Origin of the sequence: Methylobacterium sp. Leaf94, assembly GCF_001426045.1 — a bacterium.
Lineage (GTDB): Bacteria > Pseudomonadota > Alphaproteobacteria > Rhizobiales > Beijerinckiaceae > Methylobacterium.
The window spans coordinates 58,873-76,245 of sequence record NZ_LMRM01000056.1 but is presented as its reverse complement, the minus strand read 5'-3'; the positions used below and the strand labels follow the sequence as shown (position 1 = coordinate 76,245).

17 protein-coding genes are annotated in these 17,373 nt (G+C 66.8%); 13 read left to right on the top strand and 4 right to left on the bottom strand.

Annotated features, from left to right (window positions below; translation table 11 throughout):
* Nucleotides 1-642: 642 nt before the first annotated feature.
* Nucleotides 643-1,395 (bottom strand): arsenical resistance protein ArsH, encoded by a 753-nt coding sequence (arsH, locus tag ASG63_RS20255; RefSeq protein WP_056220841.1) that lies wholly within the window; start codon nt 1,393-1,395, stop codon nt 643-645.
* Between the two features lie 50 nt (nt 1,396-1,445).
* Between arsH and ASG63_RS20250 the strand changes: the two genes are divergently transcribed.
* From ASG63_RS20250 to ASG63_RS20195, 12 genes are all read left to right on the top strand, one after another.
* On the top strand, nt 1,446-1,805 hold the full coding sequence (locus tag ASG63_RS20250) for an ArsR/SmtB family transcription factor (protein WP_056221274.1): 360 nt from the start codon (nt 1,446-1,448) through the stop codon (nt 1,803-1,805).
* Nucleotides 1,798-2,325, top strand: coding sequence for an arsenate reductase ArsC (locus ASG63_RS20245; protein WP_056220838.1), 528 nt, complete (start codon nt 1,798-1,800; stop codon nt 2,323-2,325). Before ASG63_RS20250 ends, ASG63_RS20245 begins: the two co-directional genes overlap by 8 nt.
* Complete coding sequence (gene arsC / locus ASG63_RS20240) at nt 2,325-2,750, top strand: arsenate reductase (glutaredoxin) (RefSeq protein ID WP_056220835.1); 426 nt, start codon at nt 2,325-2,327, stop codon at nt 2,748-2,750. Before ASG63_RS20245 ends, arsC begins: the two co-directional genes overlap by 1 nt.
* A gap of 36 nt (nt 2,751-2,786) precedes the next feature.
* Nucleotides 2,787-4,082, top strand: coding sequence for an arsenic transporter (locus ASG63_RS20235; RefSeq protein WP_056220832.1), 1,296 nt, complete (start codon nt 2,787-2,789; stop codon nt 4,080-4,082).
* Nucleotides 4,083-4,089: 7 nt separating this feature from the next.
* Complete coding sequence (locus tag ASG63_RS20230; RefSeq protein WP_056220829.1) at nt 4,090-5,262, top strand: MFS transporter; 1,173 nt, start codon at nt 4,090-4,092, stop codon at nt 5,260-5,262.
* A 114-nt stretch (nt 5,263-5,376) separates the two neighbouring features.
* Nucleotides 5,377-5,763: an ArsR/SmtB family transcription factor gene (locus ASG63_RS20225; RefSeq protein ID WP_056220825.1), complete on the top strand. Its 387-nt coding sequence runs from the start codon at nt 5,377-5,379 to the stop codon at nt 5,761-5,763.
* Nucleotides 5,760-6,740 carry an arsenic resistance protein gene (locus ASG63_RS20220; protein WP_056220823.1) on the top strand — a complete coding sequence of 327 codons (981 nt, stop codon included), beginning with the start codon at nt 5,760-5,762 and terminating at the stop codon, nt 6,738-6,740. The genes ASG63_RS20225 and ASG63_RS20220 overlap by 4 nt, the downstream gene beginning before the upstream one ends.
* 288 nt (nt 6,741-7,028) lie before the next feature.
* Entirely contained in the window at nt 7,029-7,424 is a 396-nt protein-coding gene (locus tag ASG63_RS20215) for a hypothetical protein (RefSeq protein WP_056221271.1), read from the top strand.
* 82 nt (nt 7,425-7,506) lie between these two features.
* Nucleotides 7,507-7,902 (top strand): FixH family protein, encoded by a 396-nt coding sequence (locus tag ASG63_RS20210; RefSeq protein WP_056220820.1) that lies wholly within the window; start codon nt 7,507-7,509, stop codon nt 7,900-7,902.
* Nucleotides 7,899-9,404, top strand: a complete 1,506-nt coding sequence (locus ASG63_RS20205; RefSeq protein ID WP_056220817.1) for an efflux RND transporter periplasmic adaptor subunit — start codon at nt 7,899-7,901, stop codon at nt 9,402-9,404. Before ASG63_RS20210 ends, ASG63_RS20205 begins: the two co-directional genes overlap by 4 nt.
* Complete coding sequence (locus ASG63_RS20200) at nt 9,401-12,559, top strand: efflux RND transporter permease subunit (RefSeq protein ID WP_056220814.1); 3,159 nt, start codon at nt 9,401-9,403, stop codon at nt 12,557-12,559. The genes ASG63_RS20205 and ASG63_RS20200 overlap by 4 nt, the downstream gene beginning before the upstream one ends.
* A 184-nt stretch (nt 12,560-12,743) precedes the next feature.
* Nucleotides 12,744-13,487, top strand: coding sequence for a dienelactone hydrolase family protein (locus ASG63_RS20195; protein WP_056220812.1), 744 nt, complete (start codon nt 12,744-12,746; stop codon nt 13,485-13,487).
* Between the two features lie 144 nt (nt 13,488-13,631).
* Here ASG63_RS20195 and ASG63_RS20190 read toward each other — a convergent pair whose 3' ends face one another.
* Nucleotides 13,632-14,303, bottom strand: a complete 672-nt coding sequence (locus ASG63_RS20190; protein WP_056221268.1) for a TetR/AcrR family transcriptional regulator — start codon at nt 14,301-14,303, stop codon at nt 13,632-13,634.
* An 81-nt stretch (nt 14,304-14,384) separates the two neighbouring features.
* Here ASG63_RS20190 and ASG63_RS20185 point away from each other — a divergent pair, with 81 nt between their 5' ends.
* Nucleotides 14,385-15,125: an SDR family NAD(P)-dependent oxidoreductase gene (locus tag ASG63_RS20185; RefSeq protein ID WP_056220809.1), complete on the top strand. Its 741-nt coding sequence runs from the start codon at nt 14,385-14,387 to the stop codon at nt 15,123-15,125.
* A 484-nt stretch (nt 15,126-15,609) separates the two neighbouring features.
* Here ASG63_RS20185 and ASG63_RS20180 read toward each other — a convergent pair whose 3' ends face one another.
* Together ASG63_RS20180 and ASG63_RS20175 are read right to left on the bottom strand one after the other, a co-directional pair.
* Nucleotides 15,610-15,993: a nuclear transport factor 2 family protein gene (locus tag ASG63_RS20180; RefSeq protein WP_056221266.1), complete on the bottom strand. Its 384-nt coding sequence runs from the start codon at nt 15,991-15,993 to the stop codon at nt 15,610-15,612.
* 352 nt (nt 15,994-16,345) lie between these two features.
* Nucleotides 16,346-17,302 (bottom strand): zinc-dependent alcohol dehydrogenase family protein, encoded by a 957-nt coding sequence (locus tag ASG63_RS20175; protein ID WP_056220806.1) that lies wholly within the window; start codon nt 17,300-17,302, stop codon nt 16,346-16,348.
* Between the last annotated feature and the right edge of the window lie 71 nt (nt 17,303-17,373).

The window sequence follows — 17,373 nt, the reverse complement described above, 5'->3', positions numbered from 1 at the left end:
AGAGTAAAAATAGGGTGATAATTTTTTAAAATGTCTTAGGCTGCGATTGGTAAGGAACTAGTACGTACCGCTCTTTTCGCCGCTAACAGCCATTACATGGATCGGAGCATGATCGGTGTCCGAATGCATCGCCTACGGGCTGATCGCGATCATCGAGGAAAGTAACGCAGATTTGGTTGCCGCCTGGAAAGAGGACTGCGTCCGGACGATATCATCTGCACCTTGGCGACTTCGCCTATAAGTGCATCCTGGTTTACGCCGCATCGATCCAGGCGCGCCTGCATGGCCGAATTCACCTAATTCGGGGCAACCACGACCACGGCCTGGGCGAACGTTTCAAATGGGCCGGCCCCGTCGTCGACGTCCAAAGGATCTACGTCCAGGACCCGGGGATGCCAGAACGCGTCGCCCTATGGGCCAGCCACTATGCGCACGTGACGTGGCCTAATGCCTGGCACGGCGACCTTCACGTCTATGGGCATTCCCACGGCGGCATCCCGGCCACCCGGACGAGCCTGGACGTTGGGGGCGATTGCTGGGATTGGCGGCCGGTTACCCTGGGGGAGATCATGGCGAGGATGGCGGCGTCCCCTGCCAATACCTCGTCATGCTGACGATGCGTCGGTGCCCGCTCCGGTCGGTTCATGAAGGTCGCTTCACGAACCCGATGTCGGCGGCCACGGACTTAAGCCGCTCGGGCTCGCGCTCCTTCCGCTCCGAGTACCTGTCGACGAGGTAGTCGGCGCGCTCCCGCGTCAGCAACGTGAACCTCACCAGTTCCTCGCAGACATCGACGACACGGTCGTAGAGCGGCCCCGGCTTCATCCGCCCGGCTTCGTCGAACTCCTTGTAGGCCATCGGGACCGAGGATTGGTTCGGAATGGTGATCATCCGCATCCAGCGCCCGAGCACGCGCAGGCCGTTGACGGCATTGAATGACTGCGAACCGCCCGAGACCTGCATCACGGCCAGGGTCCGCCCTTGCGTCGGGCGCACCGACCCTTCCGACAGGGGGAGCCAATCGATCTGGCTCTTGATGACCCCGGTCATGGCGCCGTGCCGCTCGGGGCTGACCCAGACATGCCCCTCGGACCAGATCGAGAGGTTCCGGAGTTCCTGGACCTTGGGGTGGTCGGCCGTGGCGTCGTCGGGCAGCGGCAGGCCGTGCGCGTCGTAGATCCGCGCCTCGCCGCCCATCGCCTCCAGGAGGCGTGCGGCCTCGTAGGCAAGGAAGCGGCTGAACGAGCGCTCCCGGAGCGAGCCGTACAGGATCAGGAAACGCGGGGCGTGGGTGAACGGCGTCTCCACGTGCAGGTCGGCTGCCGTCGGGACCACGAAATGCCCTTGGCTGAGGTTGGGCAATCCATCGGCGGAGGGTTGGAGGGGCTTGTCCAAGACGTTTCGTTCCTCTACGTTTCAACGATGGTTGAGATATTGACATCATGATGGACGAACGGCAAGCCGTGGCCGCCTTCGCGGCCCTCGGCCAGGAGCATCGCCTGCGCATCGTGCGCCAGCTCGTCACCGCCGGGCCGGAAGGCATGGCGGCCGGCATGCTGGCCGAGGCGGTCGGCGTTTCGGGCACCAACCTGTCGTTCCACCTCAAGGAGCTCAGCCATTCGGGGCTGGTCACCTCCCGGCGGGAGGGGCGCTCGATCATCTACAGCGCCGCCTACCCGGACCTGTCGGAGCTAATCCAGTTCCTGATGCGCGATTGCTGCCAGGGCCGACCCGAGGTCTGCGCCCCCGCCGTCGCGGCCTTGTCCGCCTGTTGCCTACCCACGGGAAACACCGCCAATGCCTGACCGCGTCTACAACGTCCTATTCCTCTGCACCGGCAACTCCGCCCGCTCGATCCTCGCCGAGGCGATGCTGGCCAAGGACGGCAAGGGTCGCTTTTGCTCCTTCTCCGCTGGCAGCCAGCCGAAGCCGGAGGTGAACCCGATGGCGCTCCAGGTCCTGCGCGAGAGCAACTATCCAACAGAGGGCATGCACTCGAAGTCGTGGGACAAGTTCGCCAAGCCCGACGCACCGGTCATGGATTTCGTCTTCACGGTCTGTGACAACGCCGCCGGCGAGGCCTGCCCGTTCTGGCCCGGCCAGCCGGTGACGGCGCACTGGGGCATCGAGGACCCTGCAGCGGTCGAGGGTAGCGAGATCGCGCGCAAGACGGCCTTCGTCACCGCCCAGCGCTACCTCAAGAACCGGATCTCGGCCTTCCTCGCCCTGCCGATGGCGAGCCTCGACCAGGTCTCCCTGACGTCCAGGGTTCGCGAGATCGGCCAGCAGGCGGGCGCCACCTCGCCCCGTCCGGAGGTCGCGTGATGGACGTCGTCATCTACCACAACCCGGATTGCGGCACGTCCCGCAACACCCTGGCCCTCATCCGCAATGCCGGCATCGAGCCGCACGTGGTCGAGTACCTTAAGACGCCGCCGAACCGTATCCTGATCCGCCAGCTCGCAGATCGCGCCGGCGTCACGGTCCGTGACCTCCTGCGGGAGAAGGGGACGCCCTACGCCGAGCTCGGCCTCGCCGACACGTCCCTGTCAGACGACCGGCTTCTCGATGCCATCGAGGCACACCCGATCCTGTTGAACCGCCCGCTGGTGGTGAGCCCGAAGGGCGTCGCCCTCTGCCGACCTTCCGAGGCCGTCCTCGACCTCCTGCCGGCCCAGCAAGGCGAGTTCGTCAAGGAGGACGGCGAGCGCGTCGTCGACGAGCACGGCCGGCGCGTCGCCACCGCCTGACCCGCCCTGAAAGCCCAAGAACAAGAAACGGTCCCGATGCTCGCCCTCGCCATCTTCGTGGTCACCCTCGTCTTCGTCATCTGGCAGCCGAAGGGGTTCGGGATCGGATGGAGCGCCCTGATCGGGGCCGCGGTCGCGCTCGCCACCGGGGTCATCCATCCCGGGGACATCCCGGTGGTCTGGCACATCGTCTGGGACGCCACCTTCACCTTCGTCGCGCTGATCATCATCTCGCTGCTGCTCGACGAGGCGGGCTTCTTCCACTGGGCGGCGCTCCACATCGCCCGCTGGGGCGGCGGCCGGGGGCGCCGGCTGTTCCCCCTGGTGATCCTCCTCGGGGCGGCCATCGCGGCGGTGTTCGCCAACGACGGCGCGGCACTGCTGCTCACCCCCATCGTGCTGGCCATCCTGCTCCGGCTGAACTTCAAGCCGGCGGCCGCCCTGGCCTTCATCGTCGCCTGCGGGTTCGTCGCGGACTCGACCAGCCTGCCGCTGGTGATCTCGAACCTCGTCAACATCGTCTCGGCGAACTTCTTCGACATCTCCTTTAGCCGCTACGCCGCCGTGATGGTGCCGGTGAACCTCGTCTCGCTCGCCGCGACCCTCGTGGTGCTGTGGCTGTTCTACCGGCGCGACCTTCCGGCCACGTACCCCGTGGCCGAGCTTGAAGCGCCTCGCCACGCGATCAAGGACCCGCTGGTCTTCACGGCGGCCTTCCCGCTCCTCGGTCTGCTTCTGGTCGCCTACTTCGTGACGGCCCCGTTCGGCGTGCCGGTCTCGGTGGTCACCTGCGCCGGCGCACTGGTCCTGCTGGCGCTGGCCAACCGCAGCCGCGTCATCCCCATTCGGAAGGTCCTGACGGGGGCGCCCTGGCAGATCGTGCTGTTCAGCCTCGGCATGTACCTCGTCGTCTACGGCCTGAAGAACGCCGGCCTGACCGACCACCTGGCGCAGGGGCTCGTCTGGCTGTCGGGCCATGGTCCGTTCGTCGCCACCATCGGGACCGGGTTCGCCGCCGCCATCCTCTCCTCCGTCATGAACAACATGCCGAGCGTGCTGGTGGGTGCGCTTTCGATCCAGCAGGCCCCGGATCTCTCGCCGTTGATGCGTGAGCTCATGGTCTACGCCAACGTCATCGGCTGCGACCTCGGCCCGAAGTTCACCCCCATCGGGAGTCTGGCGACCCTGCTCTGGCTGCACGTCCTCGACACCAAGGGCCAGCGCATCACCTGGGGCCAGTACATGCGGGTCGGCCTGGTCATCACGCCGCCGGTGCTGCTCGTCACACTGGCTGCCCTGGCGCTGTGGCTCCCCGTGCTGGGGGCTCGGTAGCGCGCCGATGGCCCCGACGCGCCGCTGGCCGGTGATCCCGGCCCTGGGCGTCGTCCAGATCCTGACCTGGGGCTCCTCGTTCTACCTCTTGTCGGTGCTGGCCGCGCCGATGTCGAAGGATACTGGATGGCCCCTCGGCTGGGTCATCGCGGGCCTGTCCCTCGGCCTCCTCGTCGCTGGCATCGCCTCGCCGCGCGTGGGAGCCTTCATCGGGGAGCACGGCGGTCGGCCCGTCCTGGCTTTCGCCGCCATCGCCCTGGCGTTGGGCCTGACGATCATTGGGCTGGCCCCGAACCTGCCGATCTACCTGGCGGGGTGGCTCCTCATCGGCCTCGGCATGGGGACTGGCCTGTACGATCCGGCCTTCGCCACGCTTGGACGCCTGTACGGTGCCGAGGCGAGGCCCGCCATCACGACCCTGACCCTTTGGGGCGGGTTCGCCAGCACGGTCTGCTGGCCGCTGTCGGCCTTCCTGATCGAGCGGGTCGGCTGGCGCGGGACCTGCCTCGCCTATGCCGGGCTGCACCTCTCGGTCACGCTGCCGCTCGTCCTGATCGCGATCCCCCGACCGCCCGCACATCCGGTCACGCGATCTGAAGGCGCGATCCCCGGCGTCCGGCTCGATGGTCGGGAGCGTCGTGCCTTCCTCCTCATGGCAGGGGTGCTGACCCTCGGCGGCACGGTGATGGCCATGGTCTCGGTGCACCTCATCACGCTGCTCCAGGCCCGAGGCGTGGCGCTCTCCTCGGCCGTGGCCTACGGGGCGCTGATCGGACCCGCCCAGGTCGGCGCCCGCATCATCGAGATGGCCGGCAAGGGACGGCATCACCCCCTCTGGACCCTGACCGCCGCCATGGTCCTGGTGGTCCTCGGGATCGCGATGCTGACGGCCGGCCTACCCTTGGTCGGGCTGGCGCTGGTCCTCTACGGGGCCGGGAACGGGATCTACTCGATTGCACGGGGTACGGTCCCCCTGGCCCTGTTCGGTCCCGAGCGCTACGCCGCGCTCGTCGGTCGGCTCGCCCGCCCGGGGCTGGTGGCTCAGGCGCTTGCACCCTCCGTCGGAGCCGTGGTCCTGACCCACGCGGGCGCGGACGCGACCTATGCCCTGCTCACCGTGCTCGCCGTGGCGAACGTTGCGCTTGCCCTATCTCTCTGGCGTGTCCGGCCGCGAAGCTAGGAAAGCGGAGGCTGCCTAGGACGTCCGCCGTGATCCAGTTCCAGATCCGGTCGTTGCCTCCGACCCGTCGCGAGCCTACTGACCCTTAAACGATTCCATAATGGTTTAAGTGTCGTGCAAGAGAAGCAAGCGCTCGACGGCTTCGCGGCCATCGCGCAGGAGACCCGCCTGCGCATCATCCGCCTGCTGGTCACGGCCGGGGCGAAGGGCATGGCGGCCGGTGCCATCACCGAGGCCATCGCCGGGGCGTCCGCGCCGCGCATCTCGTTCCACCTCAGCCACCTTGAGAACGCCGGGCTCGTGGTCAGCCGCCGGGAGGGGCGGTCGATCATCTACAGCGCGATCTTCCCGGCCCTTTCCGACCTGGTGGCCTTCCTGATGCGCGATTGCTGCGAGGGACACTGCGAGGTCTGCGACCGAGCCATCGCCCTGTTCGCCCGGTGCACCGGTCGGCCCCAGCAGGTCGCTCAGCCATCCAAGATCGCCTGCGAGGAAGCATGACGGGCCTGCGCGACACCCTCGAATGCAACCAGATCGCGATCTACTTCGCGGCCATCGGCGCGGCGGCGCTGATCGCCCTGACGCTGCCCGGCACCACGGCCCTGGAGGTCGGGATCAATCCGGCCCTGGCGCTGATGCTGTTCGTCACCTTCCTGCAGGTGCCGTTGCCGGAACTCGGCCGGGCCTTCACGCGGGTCCGCTTCCTGGCGGCGCTCCTCGTCACGAACTTCGTGGTGCTGCCGATCCTGGTGGCTGGCCTGATCCAGTTCCTGCCCGCCAATCCGATGCTGCGGCTGGGCGTGCTCATGGTCCTTCTCACGCCGTGCATCGACTACGTCGTGACCTTCGCCCATCTCGGACGGGCCGACGCCAAGGTGCTGCTGGCCTCCACCCCGGCGCTGCTGATCGCGCAGATGCTCATGCTGCCGATCTATCTGAACGTCTTCCTCGGCGAGGATGCCGCCAGGTTCGTCCAGGTCGGTCCCTTCGTGCACGCGTTCATCTGGCTCATCGCGGTTCCCCTCGGACTTGCTGCGGCCGTGCAGATCTGGGCCGGACGCCGCCCGGCCGGGCAACGGGTGATTACGGGCCTCGGGCTCCTGCCGGTGCCGGCGACGGCGCTGGTCCTGTTCGTGGTGATCGCGTCCGTCCTGCCCCAACTCGGACCCGCCCTCGACGATGCCCTGCGGGTGGTTCCTGTCTACGTCGCCTTCGCGGTGGCGGCCCCCTTGCTGGGCTGGGCGGTCGGGCGCGCGTTCCGCCTCGACGCCCCCACGGTGCGGACGTTGGCCTTCAGCGCCGCCACCCGCAACTCCCTGGTGGTCCTGCCGCTGGCCTTCGCCGTCCCCGGCGCCGTCCCGCTGCTGCCGGCCGTCATCGTCACCCAGACGCTGGTCGAGCTCCTGAGCGAGCTCGTCTACGTCCGTGTCATGCCCAGGCTCGGCCGAACGTCGGCGTCGCCGGTTCCGGCCGTCTAGGTCGCCCCCGATGATACGACGGAGCGTACCCGTGATCCCGCATCGCCACCGTCTCGTGGTGATCTCGGCCCTTGGCTCGATCCAAATCCTGACCTAGGGGGCCTCGTTCTACCTGCTGTGCATGCTCGCCAACCTGATATCGGAGGACACGGGGTGGCCTCTGATATGGGTCATTGGGGGCCTTTCCCTCGGCTTCCTCGTCGCGGGTTCGGTCTCTCCGCCGGTGGGGCTTTCGTCAGGTAGTCCCTGTCCCTTCCTCGCCGACACGCGATGTGGCATCGTCCGTTCGTGACCTTCTGGCTCGCCCTTCGGCGGCTGCTCCCGCTCCTGGCGGTACTCAGCCTCGCCCTTGCGCCGGTGACCGCATCCGCGGCCGCCGCGGGCATGCGCGCGCCGATGGCCATTCAAGGTCACGCCATGGCGATGTCCGATGAGGCCATGGACGACATGGCCGGGATGGCCATGGACGAGATGCCGTGCTGTCCCAAGGAGCGGCCGGACTTGCCCGACTGCTCGAAGGGCTGCCCCTTGATGGCGCTCTGCCTGGCGAAGGTCGCCACCGGCCTGCCGGTCGCCCTCGGACTTCCAGGGCGCATCGCAGGCGTCGAGGGGCCGACCTGGGGCGTCATCGCCTCCTTCGACAGCCTGTCCCAAGGGCCGCCCACCGAGCCTCCCCGAGCCTGAATTCGATGCCGCCGGCGCCTGCGCCGGTCGATCCCACGCGCCTTAAGGCCCGGGTCCCATCGTTTTCAGGAGATCAACGACCGTGTCCAAGACATCGTTTTCGCGCGCCCTGACGGCTGCGCTGCTCGGCCTCGCCCTCACCGCCGCGGCCCGGGCCGACACCAAGGACTACGAGTTCCAACTGGTGAAGGACGAGGCCAAGCAGGGGGAGGCCATCCTCGACGTTCGCCTCGTCGACAAGCGCACGTCCAAGCCCGTGCCGAACGCCGTCATCTTCGCCAAGCGCATCGACATGGCGCCCGACAGCATGGAGGAGATGACCTCCAAGATCGAGCAGCTGCCGTCGCCGGAGCCGGGCCTCTACCGGTTCAAGGCGAAGCTGACGATGGCCGGCGGCTGGCGCCTCTCCCTCGGGGCCAAGGTGCAGGGCGAGACCGGTACCGTCGAGAACAAGCTGGTGTTCAAGGCCACCAAGTGAGCCGGAGAGCATGGCTGGCCGGGACCCTCGCTGCGCTCGCGGCGGGAGGCCTGGGGTATGGCGCGGGGCATGAGGGCAGCCCCGTGCCGGCGCTCGTCCAGCAGGCGCGGACCGGGTTCGCCCACTGGCTGCCGAGCACGCCCCTGCCGGCTTCCCCGATACAGGCATCGGTCGCGGCGAAGGCGACGGGACCGGTCGTCTACTACCAGGACCCGGACGGTAAGCCGGACTACGCCTCCGAGCCGAGGCGCACGGCGGACGGTCGCGACTATCGCGCCGTCCGCGCGAGCGAGGACGTGCGCTTTGACGAACCCGACGAGGCGGAGGCGATGCCCGACGCCGGGCACGGCGACATGGCCATGGGTCAGGCCACGATGCCCGCGAGCGCCCGCAAGGTGCGGTTCTACCGCAACCCGATGGGCCTTCCGGACACCTCGCCGATTCCGAAGAAGGACTCGATGGGGATGGACTACCTCCCCGTCTACGAGGGGGAGGACACCGACGACGGCACCGTGAAAATCTCGCCCGGCAAGCTCCAGCGCACCGGGGTCCGGACGACGGTCGCCGAGCGACGCGTCCTGTCGATGCCGGTGCGCGCGCCCGGCGCCATCGAGGAGGACGAGCGCCGGATCTCAGTCATCGCGATGCGCACCGACGCCTTCATCGAAAAGGTCGAGGCCGTCACCACCGGCGACCACGTCCACAAGGGCCAGCCGCTCCTGCGCCTGTTCTCGCCGGAGATGAACGCGGCCGCCGCGCAGTACCTCACCGGCATCGGCTACGAGGGCGCCCGCCGTCGCCTGGAGAACCTCGGCATCCCGCCCGAGGTCATCGACGAGATCGAGCGATCCCGAAAAGTGCCTTCCACCATCACGTGGTCGGCGCCTCGCGACGGCGTCGTGGTCGAGCGCAACGTCTCGGACGGCATGCGCGCCAAGTCCGGCGACACCCTCTTCAAGCTCGTCGATCATTCCAGGGTCTGGGTCCTGGCCGACGTGACCGAACGCGACCTGGCCGCTGTGGCCGAAGGCCAGACGGCGACGGTGCGCGTCCGGACGTTCCCGGATCGCCTCTTCACCGGCACGGTGACCCGGATCTACCCGCACCTCGCCATGGCGACCCGGACCGCCCGCCTGCGGATCGAGTTGCCGAACCCGAACGGCGACCTGCGCCCGGGTATGTTCGCCGACGTGACGATCGCCACCGGCAGCGACAAGCCGGTGGTGGCGGTGCCCGACGACGCGGTCATCGACACCGGCACGAAACAGGTCGTCCTGCTCGACAGGGGCGTGGGCCGCTTCGAACCGCGGCCGGTCCGGCTCGGCACCCGCGGCGACGGCTACGTCGAGATCCGCGACGGCATCGCCGCGGGCGACCGCGTGGTCACGTCGGCGAACTTCCTCATCGATGCCGAGAGCAACCTGAAGACGGCGCTGCAGGGGCTTTCCGAGCCCAAGCCCGATCCCGGGCAACAGGCCGCCACCGAGGGGAAGGCGCCATGATTTCCCGTCTCATCGCTTGGTCGGCGAGGAATCTGATGCTGGTCCTGATCGGGACCGTTTTCGCGGTGGGAGCGGGGCTCTACGCCCTGAAAACCCTGCCGCTCGACGCGATCCCGGACCTCTCGGACGTGCAGACCATCGTCTACACCGAGTACCCCGGGCAGGCGCCCCAGGTCATCGAGGACCAGGTCACATACCCCCTGACCACCGCCATGCTGACGGTGCCGAGGTCGAAGGTCGTGCGCGGCTTCTCGTTCTTCGGGGTGTCGTTCGTCTACGTCATCTTCGAGGATGGCACCGACCCGTACTGGGCCCGCAGCCGGGTGCTCGAATACCTGAACACCGTGGCCAAGCGCCTGCCGGCCGGCGTGACCCCGACCCTGGGACCCGACGCGACCGGGGTCGGCTGGGTCTACCAGTACGTCGTGGTCGCCAAGGAACGCACGCTGGCCGAGCTCCGCTCGCTTCAGGACTGGGTCGTCCGGTTCGGGGCGTCCCGTGCCGAGGGCGTGGCCGAGGTCGCGGGCGTCGGCGGCTTCGTCAAGCAGTACAACGTCGTGGTCGATCCGAACCGGCTGCGGGCGCAGGGCATCACCCTGTCCAAGCTCCGGGAAGCGATCCGTGCGAGCAACGCCGATGTCGGCGGCCGCACCGTCGAGCTCTCCGAGTTCGAGTTCGTCGTCCGGGGGCGGGGGTACCTCAAGAGCGTCGCCGACATCGAGAGCATCGTCCTCAAAACGGATGCGGGCACGCCCCTCCGGGTTAAGGACGTCGCCAAGGTCGAGCTCGGCCCCGACGAGCGCCGCGGCATCACCGAGATGAATGGCGACGGCGAGGTCGCCGGCGGGATCGTCCTGCAGCGCTTCGGGGCCAACGCCCTGAACGTCATCGAGAACGTGAAGGCCCGCCTTTCCGAGGTCGCCGCCAGCCTGCCCAAGGGCACGGAGATCCTGCCGGTCTACGACCGCTCGCACCTGATCGAGGCGGCCATCGAGACTCTCAAGGGCACGCTGATCGAGGAGAGCACCATCGTTGCCCTCGTCTGCGTCGTGTTCCTGCTCCACGTCCGCAGCGCGCTGGTCGCGATCCTGATGCTGCCGGTCGGCATCCTCATGGCGTTCGCCGGCATGAAGGCCCTGGGGCTCGGGGCCAACATCATGAGCCTCGGCGGCATCGCCATCGCCGTCGGCGCAATGATCGACGCCGCCATCGTGATGATCGAGAACGCCCACAAGCACCTGGAACGGGCACCGCCGGACAAACCCAGGGTCGAGATCCTGATCGAGGCGGCGGGCGAGGTCGGGCCGTCGCTGTTCTTCTCGCTCCTCATCATCACGGTCAGCTTCCTGCCGATCTTCACGCTGGAGAGCCAGGAGGGGCGCCTGTTCGGACCGTTGGCCTTCACCAAGACGTTCGCGATGGCGGCGGCGGCGGTGCTGTCCCTGACCCTCGTCCCGGCACTGATGGTTCTGTTCGTCCGCGGCCGGATCATCCCCGAGCACCGCAACCCGGTGAACAGACTCCTGATCTGGATCTACCGGCCGGTCATCGCGGGAGTGCTGCGGGCGCGCGTGCTGACGATCCTGCTGGCCTTGGTCGTCCTTGCGGCGACGGCATGGCCGGCGAGCCGTCTCGGCTCGGAGTTCATGCCCGACCTCGACGAGGGCACGCTGATGTACATGCCCACCACCCTGCCGGGCATCTCGGTGACCAAGGCCGGGGACCTGCTCGCCACCCAGGACCGGATCATCAAGTCCTTCCCCGAAGTGGCCTCGGTCTACGGCAAGGCCGGACGGGCCAACACCGCGACCGACCCGGCGCCGAGCGAGATGTTCGAGACCATCGTCAACCTGAAGCCGAAGGCGGAATGGCGCCCCGGGGTCACGACGGCGAGCCTGAAGGCCGAGATGGACGCCGCGCTCCAGTTCCCCGGGGTATCGAATGCCTGGACCCAGCCAATCCGCGCCCGCATCGACATGCTCTCGACCGGCATCCGCACGCCGGTCGGGATCAAGGTGCTGGGGACGGACCTGACGGAGATGGAGAAGGTCGCCCGCCAGGTCGAGGCGGTGGTGAAGGCGGTCCCGGGCACGTCGAGCGCCTATGCCGAGCGCGTCCAGGGCGGCTACTTCCTCGACATCACCCCCGACCGCGAGGCGCTGGGCCGGTACGGCCTGACCGTCGGCGACGTGCAGGACGTGATCGGGATGGCGCTGGGCGGCGAGAGCGTCACCAACACCATCGAGGGCCGCGAGCGCTACACCGTCAACGTGCGCTACCCGCGCGCCTTCCGCTCCGACCCGCGATCCATCGCCTCCGAGGTGCAGGTGCCGATCGCCGGCGGGGGGACGGTCCCGCTCGGCGAGGTCGCCAAGGTGCAGTTGAACCGCGGCCCAACCCAGATCCGGACCGAGAACGGCCAGCTCGCGGTCTTCATCTACGTCGACGTCGCCGGTCGCGACCTCGGGGGTTACGTCGCCGAGGCCAGGGCGGCGGTCGCCAACGAGGTGTGCCTGCCGCAAGGAACCTTCGTGCAGTGGAGCGGGCAGGTCGAGTACCTCGACCGGGCGACCGCCCGACTCAAGATCGTGGTGCCCCTGACGCTGCTGATCGTGTTCCTGCTGCTGTACCTCAACTTCCGACGGCTGACCGAGACCCTGATCGTCATGCTTTCGCTGCCGTTCGCTCTCGTCGGCGGGGTCTGGCTGATGTGGTGGATGGGCTTCAACCTGTCGGTGGCGGTCGCGGTCGGCTTCATCGCGCTGGCCGGCGTCGCGGCCGAGACCGGCGTGATCATGCTGGTCTACCTCGATCACGCGCTGACCGAGGTGCGCGCGGATTGCGAACGCGACGGGCGGACGTTCACCCGCGACGGCCTGAGGCGGGCAATCATGGTCGGCGCGGTCGAGCGGGTGCGTCCGAAGATGATGACGGTGGTCGCCATCATGGCCGGGCTCCTGCCGATCCTGTGGAGCACCGGATCGGGCTCTGAGGTTATGCAGCGGATCGCGGTACCCATGATCGGCGGCATGGTCTCGTCGACCGTCCTGACACTGGTCGTGATCCCGGCGGTGTACGGCCTCGTGAAAGGATGGGGCCTGCCGCGGTCCGAACCGAATGCCATCGACCCCGAGGCCCGACTTGTAACGTTATGAACAATCTGACGGATGGAACCCATGCCCACGGCCCACTCCCGATCCTTCTCAGACCCTCGGAAGGTCCGCTCCCAGGCTGTCGAAGCAGAGGTCAACGACCGGGATGGGTGGTTTGCGGTCGGTCCGCTGCCGGTCGTAAAGGGTTCGAAGCGGGCACTGCAATTGTCCGGCTGAGGAGCATCCCATGCCGATCGAGCAAGTCACGATCCGGACGCGCGACGGCGATTGTCCTTCACACGTCGTGACCCCCGCAAGCGGCGGACCGTGGCCCGCGGTGGTCTTCTACATGGACGCAGGTGGAATCAGGCCGGCGATGCTCGACATGGCTCAGCAGCTGGCTGAGGCTGGCTACATCGTCCTGCTGCCGGATCTCTTCTACCGCTACGGACCCTACGGGCCGTTCGTGCCGAAGGAAGTGTTCGCGGGCGACTTTCGCGCAGTCCTCGGGCCGCTGATGGCCACAACAAGTCCCTTGAAGGCCGCTGAAGATACAGGGGCCATGCTGGCTTACCTCGATACGCGTGCCGACGTTGAAGGCCACAAGATCGGGGTGGTGGGCTTTTGCATGGGTGGCGGCATGGCCTTGGCCACAGCGGGAACTTATCCCGAGCGGTTCGCCGCGGCTGCAAGCTTTCACGGGGGCAATCTTGCGACCGATGCGTCGAAGAGCCCCCACCTGTTCACTGACAAGCTAAAGGCGGAAGTCTACATCGGCGCGGCGGAGAACGATGGCAGCTACTCGCCTGCAATGGCCGAGCGGCTGGAGGGGGCTCTGACGGAGGCTGGCGTGCAGTTTACAACGCGGACCTATCCGGCCGCGCATGGCTGGATGATGCCGGACTTCCCTGTTTTCGACCCTGCTGCGGCAGAGCAGGGTTGGAGCGCAATGCTTGCGCTCTTCGGCCGGACCCTGCACGGCGGCGAGTGATGACATGGAGGCTGATCCAGCGTCCGCTTACCGGCAGGCCGTGAAATGGCCTCAACGGCGAGGTCGGGTCGGCATCGGCCGGACCGCTCTATGGCCAGGATGGGTGAATTGTCTCCGGTCTTCTTTCGGGAAGAGGCCAGTAGATCAGACGTCGTCGACCACAGATTTGGCAACTCGGGCGTCCCAGCCAGCCATCGCGATATCGGCGACCGCGTCTAACTCTTCCCGGCTCGCGCCATCACGGGCCAGGATCGACATGCCGTTCTGAACGGTTTGCACGAAGCGGGAAAGAGCGCGAACGTTGGTGGAGGCCGGGAGCTCGCCTGCACCCATAGCCCTCTCCAGGCACGCCTGCAGGCTCTCAAGCGTACCGGCGCGTGCCGAGCGCACAAGATCCCCGAGTTCGGCGTGGCCCTCATTCCCGACGGAGGACAGCGTCACCATGCAGCCGCGCGGAATGTCGGTGACCGACCCCGTCAAGGCCGCGGCGGAGTCCTTCAAAAAAGCCTCGACAGCCTCGCGGGCCGTCCTCGCCGTCCGGAACCGACCCCATACGAGCGCCTCGTAGGTGTTGACGTAGTGGCTTAGCGCCTCGGCATAGAGCGCTTCCTTCGAACCAAAGGCGGCGTAGAGGCTCGGCGATCCGATCCCCATCGCCTCCGTGAGTTCGGTGATGGATGTTGCTTCGTAGCCTTTGCACCAGAACAGACGCATCGCCTGGGCAAGTGCCGCCTTACGGTCGAACGCACGAGGGCGTCCGCGTCCTCGAACCTGGGGCGCTCCGGGGGGCTCTGGTCTCTGATCCGGTTTCTGCATCGCTCGATATATAAATCCCTTGACCCCAATCGCCAACATGCGTAGCAATTTCTGTGTCGAGCGATACAGAAAGGTCCGGCAATGCAGGAACTGGTTGGAAAGCGCGCCCTCGTCACCGGTGCCTCGCGCGGGATAGGTGCTGCCATTGCGGTCGCGCTCGCCGAGAAGGGCGCTGACGTGGCGATCACCTACGAGCGTTCGGCAGACCGTGCCGCGGAAGTCGTCAAATCGATCAAAAGCAAGGGCCATAGGGCATTTGCCATCCAGGCGGATTTTGCAGATCCATTCGCTGTCAAACGTGCGGTTGCCGGAGCTGCCCAGGCGCTGGGGGGCTTGGACATTCTCGTCAACAATGCCGGGATCGCTCTCTACTCAACGTTTGCGGATGTCAGCGTCGAGACGATCGATGCCCTATTCGACGTCAACGTGCGGGGACCCCTACTCGCGGCGCAGGCCGCCATTCCTCATCTCCCCGCAGGTGGGCGCATCGTGACGATCGGCTCAGCGGGTGCCGAACGCATCGTCGGCGACACGGGTGCGATCTACTTCATGACGAAATCCGCCCTGCACTCCTTCACGCGCGGCCTCGCGCGCGAACTTGGATCGCGCGACATCACGGTCAATCTAGTCCAACCTGGGTCCACCGATACCGACATGAACCCGGCAAACGGCGAGTTCTCCGACTTTCAGCGTAGCCTCAGTCCGCTCGGCCGGTATGGAACGCCAGAAGACGTCGCCGCCGCCGTCACCTTCCTGGCGAGTCCTTCAGCCCGACATGTCACCGGGGCCATCCTAAATGTGGACGGTGGACAGACGACGTAAGAGCAGGATTTCGGTGTAACGCTGAGGTGGAGTGCCGTCGGTGTCGATCGCTCCACCTCAGCGACCACCGACCTGCCAACAACGGCCGCTTTCGGAATGCCCAGGCAATTCTTTGTAAGGCTCGTATGGGTCGGGGGCCGTCCGTCAGCTCTACGAAATGGAAAAGCGGACGCTGGCTCCAAGGGCGGCGTCAGGCAGTCTCGCGCCTTTAACGAACCTTTACTTTCGATCTCACGAAGGCCGCCTCGTTCGGGGACGTCAAACCAGCGAAGGCCCAGCGGTTACAGCACACTCAAGCTAGAAACACCGTGCGTACGTAGAGCTAGAATCGTGCCCGTCCGCCTCTCGATTCGCATCGGCACGGCTATGGGCTCGAACCAAAGCTCCGGCTTAGCCCGGGACGACCTCGATGATCGAATGAGCGTGAGCACTGTGCGCAGCACATCGTAGACTGTCTCTGACACAGCGGCTCCATCCCAGTCGCTCAGAACATTCCGTTCGCGTTGGCGGAGGTCTCTGGCAGGATCTGCAGCACGTCCCAGTGCTCGATGATCCTGCCATCGGTGTCGAGCCGGAAGATGTCGATGGCCGCGTAATCGTGGTTGCCTGGCCAGTGCTGGAGACAGTGAAGAACGACGAGATCGCCTTCGGCGACGACCCGCCTCACCTCGACCCGCTTGCCCGGCCACTCATGTGCCATCCGTTCGAAATAGTTGATGAAGCCATCCTTGCCGGATGCCACATGCGGGTTGTGCTGGATATAGTCGGCGCCGGCATACTGCTCGATCGCCTCACGCGGCCGGCAATCGTTGAACATCAGCTCGTAGAAGGCGATTACGTTCGCCTTGTTCTTTGCAAGATCGGTCATGCGCTCCCCCGTGAGCATGGGCTTGGACGCCGTAAAGACATCGTCGTAGGCCGAGCTGCAGCCGCTTGCACCAGCCAAGCCTGGTACTCAGTTCCGCCCGGCTTTCGCCAAGTTGGACCGGACGACGAGTACGTGTCCGGGCGTGACGGCCGCTGGGTAGGCGCGACCGCGCAGGTTGCGGCATAGCGCGACCGCGCAGGTTGCGGCATAGCGCGACCGTGGTGGTACCGAAGTTTCCCCTCGTACAGGTACCGCCTCAGGAGAGGGAGAGGCGGACTTGTCGTCTTTGGCTCCGACTACAAGGACCTTGCGACCTACTCAGGTCCGAGGCTCCGATAGGAATTTTGCCGCGTCATGATCTGACCCGAAGCACGATCTTGCCCTTGATCCGGCCCTTCTCCGAGCGCGCGTGAGCGAGTGCGACTTCGTCGAGGGGAAACTCCAAGCCGACCTGCGGCACCACCAAGCCTCGCTCGATGAGGCGCGTGAGGGCGTCGAGCTTGCTGCTGCTCTGGCGCGAGAAGACGAAGTGGTAGGTCGCGTTCCGGCCCCAGGCGTCGATGAGGTTCTGGGGCGTCGCGGTGTCAACCAAAGTGACGACGCGCCCATCCTCGCGTAGGATGCGTGGGGAACGCGAAAGCGTATCGCGCCCAAGGGTATCCAGGACGACGTCGACGCCCCTGCCGTCGGTCAGGCGATTGACGGCGTCCACGTAGTCCTCGCGCTCGAAATCGATGACCGCCGAGGCACCGAGCCGTTCGACGAGGGCCGCGTCGCTGCCGCGCGCTGTCGCGAGGACCCGCGCGCCGATGGCCTTGGCGACCTGAATGGCGATGGCTCCAACGCCACCGGCGCCGCCATGGATCAGGACGGTCTCGGTCACCTGCAATCGGGCGCGCTCGACCAGCCCTTCCCAGACGGTCACGCCGACGAGGCTGACGCTCGCGGCCTCGGCATGAGAAATGTTGACGGGCTTCCGCGCCACGATGTCGACGTCCGCCACGTGGTATTCCGCGTACGATCCCGGCCCGCCGAAGATCCGTGCCGTGTAATAGACCTCATCCCCGACACGGAACTCCGTCACCTCTGATCCAATCTGGTCGACGACCCCGGAGACGTCGTGCCCGATGATGGCCGGCAGTTCGACCTGGTCGGCATAGTCACCGCGGCGGATCTGGTAGTCGAGCGGGTTGATCGAGGTCGCATGCACCGCCACGCGGATCTGCCGCGATCCCGGACGGGGGTCGGGAAGGTCTCGGAGTTCGAAGCTGTCGGGCCCGCCAAACCGCGTCAACACCATCGCTTTCATGTCGGCCTCCTGCTGTGGCAGGTGCCCTTGTGTCAGCCGAGGTGCCGGATGACGAACGCGTTCTCCTCACG

What these genes read in the sequence shown, in the direction of transcription:
- ASG63_RS20250 (WP_056221274.1), top strand. Translation starts at nt 1,446, where the DNA reads ATGGACGAACGGCAAGCCGTGGCCGCCTTCGCGGCCCTCGGCCAGGAG.
- ASG63_RS20245 (WP_056220838.1), top strand. Translation starts at nt 1,798, where the DNA reads ATGCCTGACCGCGTCTACAACGTCCTATTCCTCTGCACCGGCAACTCC.
- arsC (WP_056220835.1), top strand. Translation starts at nt 2,325, where the DNA reads ATGGACGTCGTCATCTACCACAACCCGGATTGCGGCACGTCCCGCAAC.
- ASG63_RS20235 (WP_056220832.1), top strand. Translation starts at nt 2,787, where the DNA reads ATGCTCGCCCTCGCCATCTTCGTGGTCACCCTCGTCTTCGTCATCTGG.
- ASG63_RS20230 (WP_056220829.1), top strand. Translation starts at nt 4,090, where the DNA reads ATGGCCCCGACGCGCCGCTGGCCGGTGATCCCGGCCCTGGGCGTCGTC.
- ASG63_RS20220 (WP_056220823.1), top strand. Translation starts at nt 5,760, where the DNA reads ATGACGGGCCTGCGCGACACCCTCGAATGCAACCAGATCGCGATCTAC.
- ASG63_RS20200 (WP_056220814.1), top strand. Translation starts at nt 9,401, where the DNA reads ATGATTTCCCGTCTCATCGCTTGGTCGGCGAGGAATCTGATGCTGGTC.
- ASG63_RS20195 (WP_056220812.1), top strand. Translation starts at nt 12,744, where the DNA reads ATGCCGATCGAGCAAGTCACGATCCGGACGCGCGACGGCGATTGTCCT.
- ASG63_RS20190 (WP_056221268.1), bottom strand. Translation starts at nt 14,303, where the DNA reads ATGCAGAAACCGGATCAGAGACCAGAGCCCCCCGGAGCGCCCCAGGTT.
- ASG63_RS20185 (WP_056220809.1), top strand. Translation starts at nt 14,385, where the DNA reads ATGCAGGAACTGGTTGGAAAGCGCGCCCTCGTCACCGGTGCCTCGCGC.
- ASG63_RS20180 (WP_056221266.1), bottom strand. Translation starts at nt 15,993, where the DNA reads ATGACCGATCTTGCAAAGAACAAGGCGAACGTAATCGCCTTCTACGAG.
- ASG63_RS20175 (WP_056220806.1), bottom strand. Translation starts at nt 17,302, where the DNA reads ATGAAAGCGATGGTGTTGACGCGGTTTGGCGGGCCCGACAGCTTCGAA.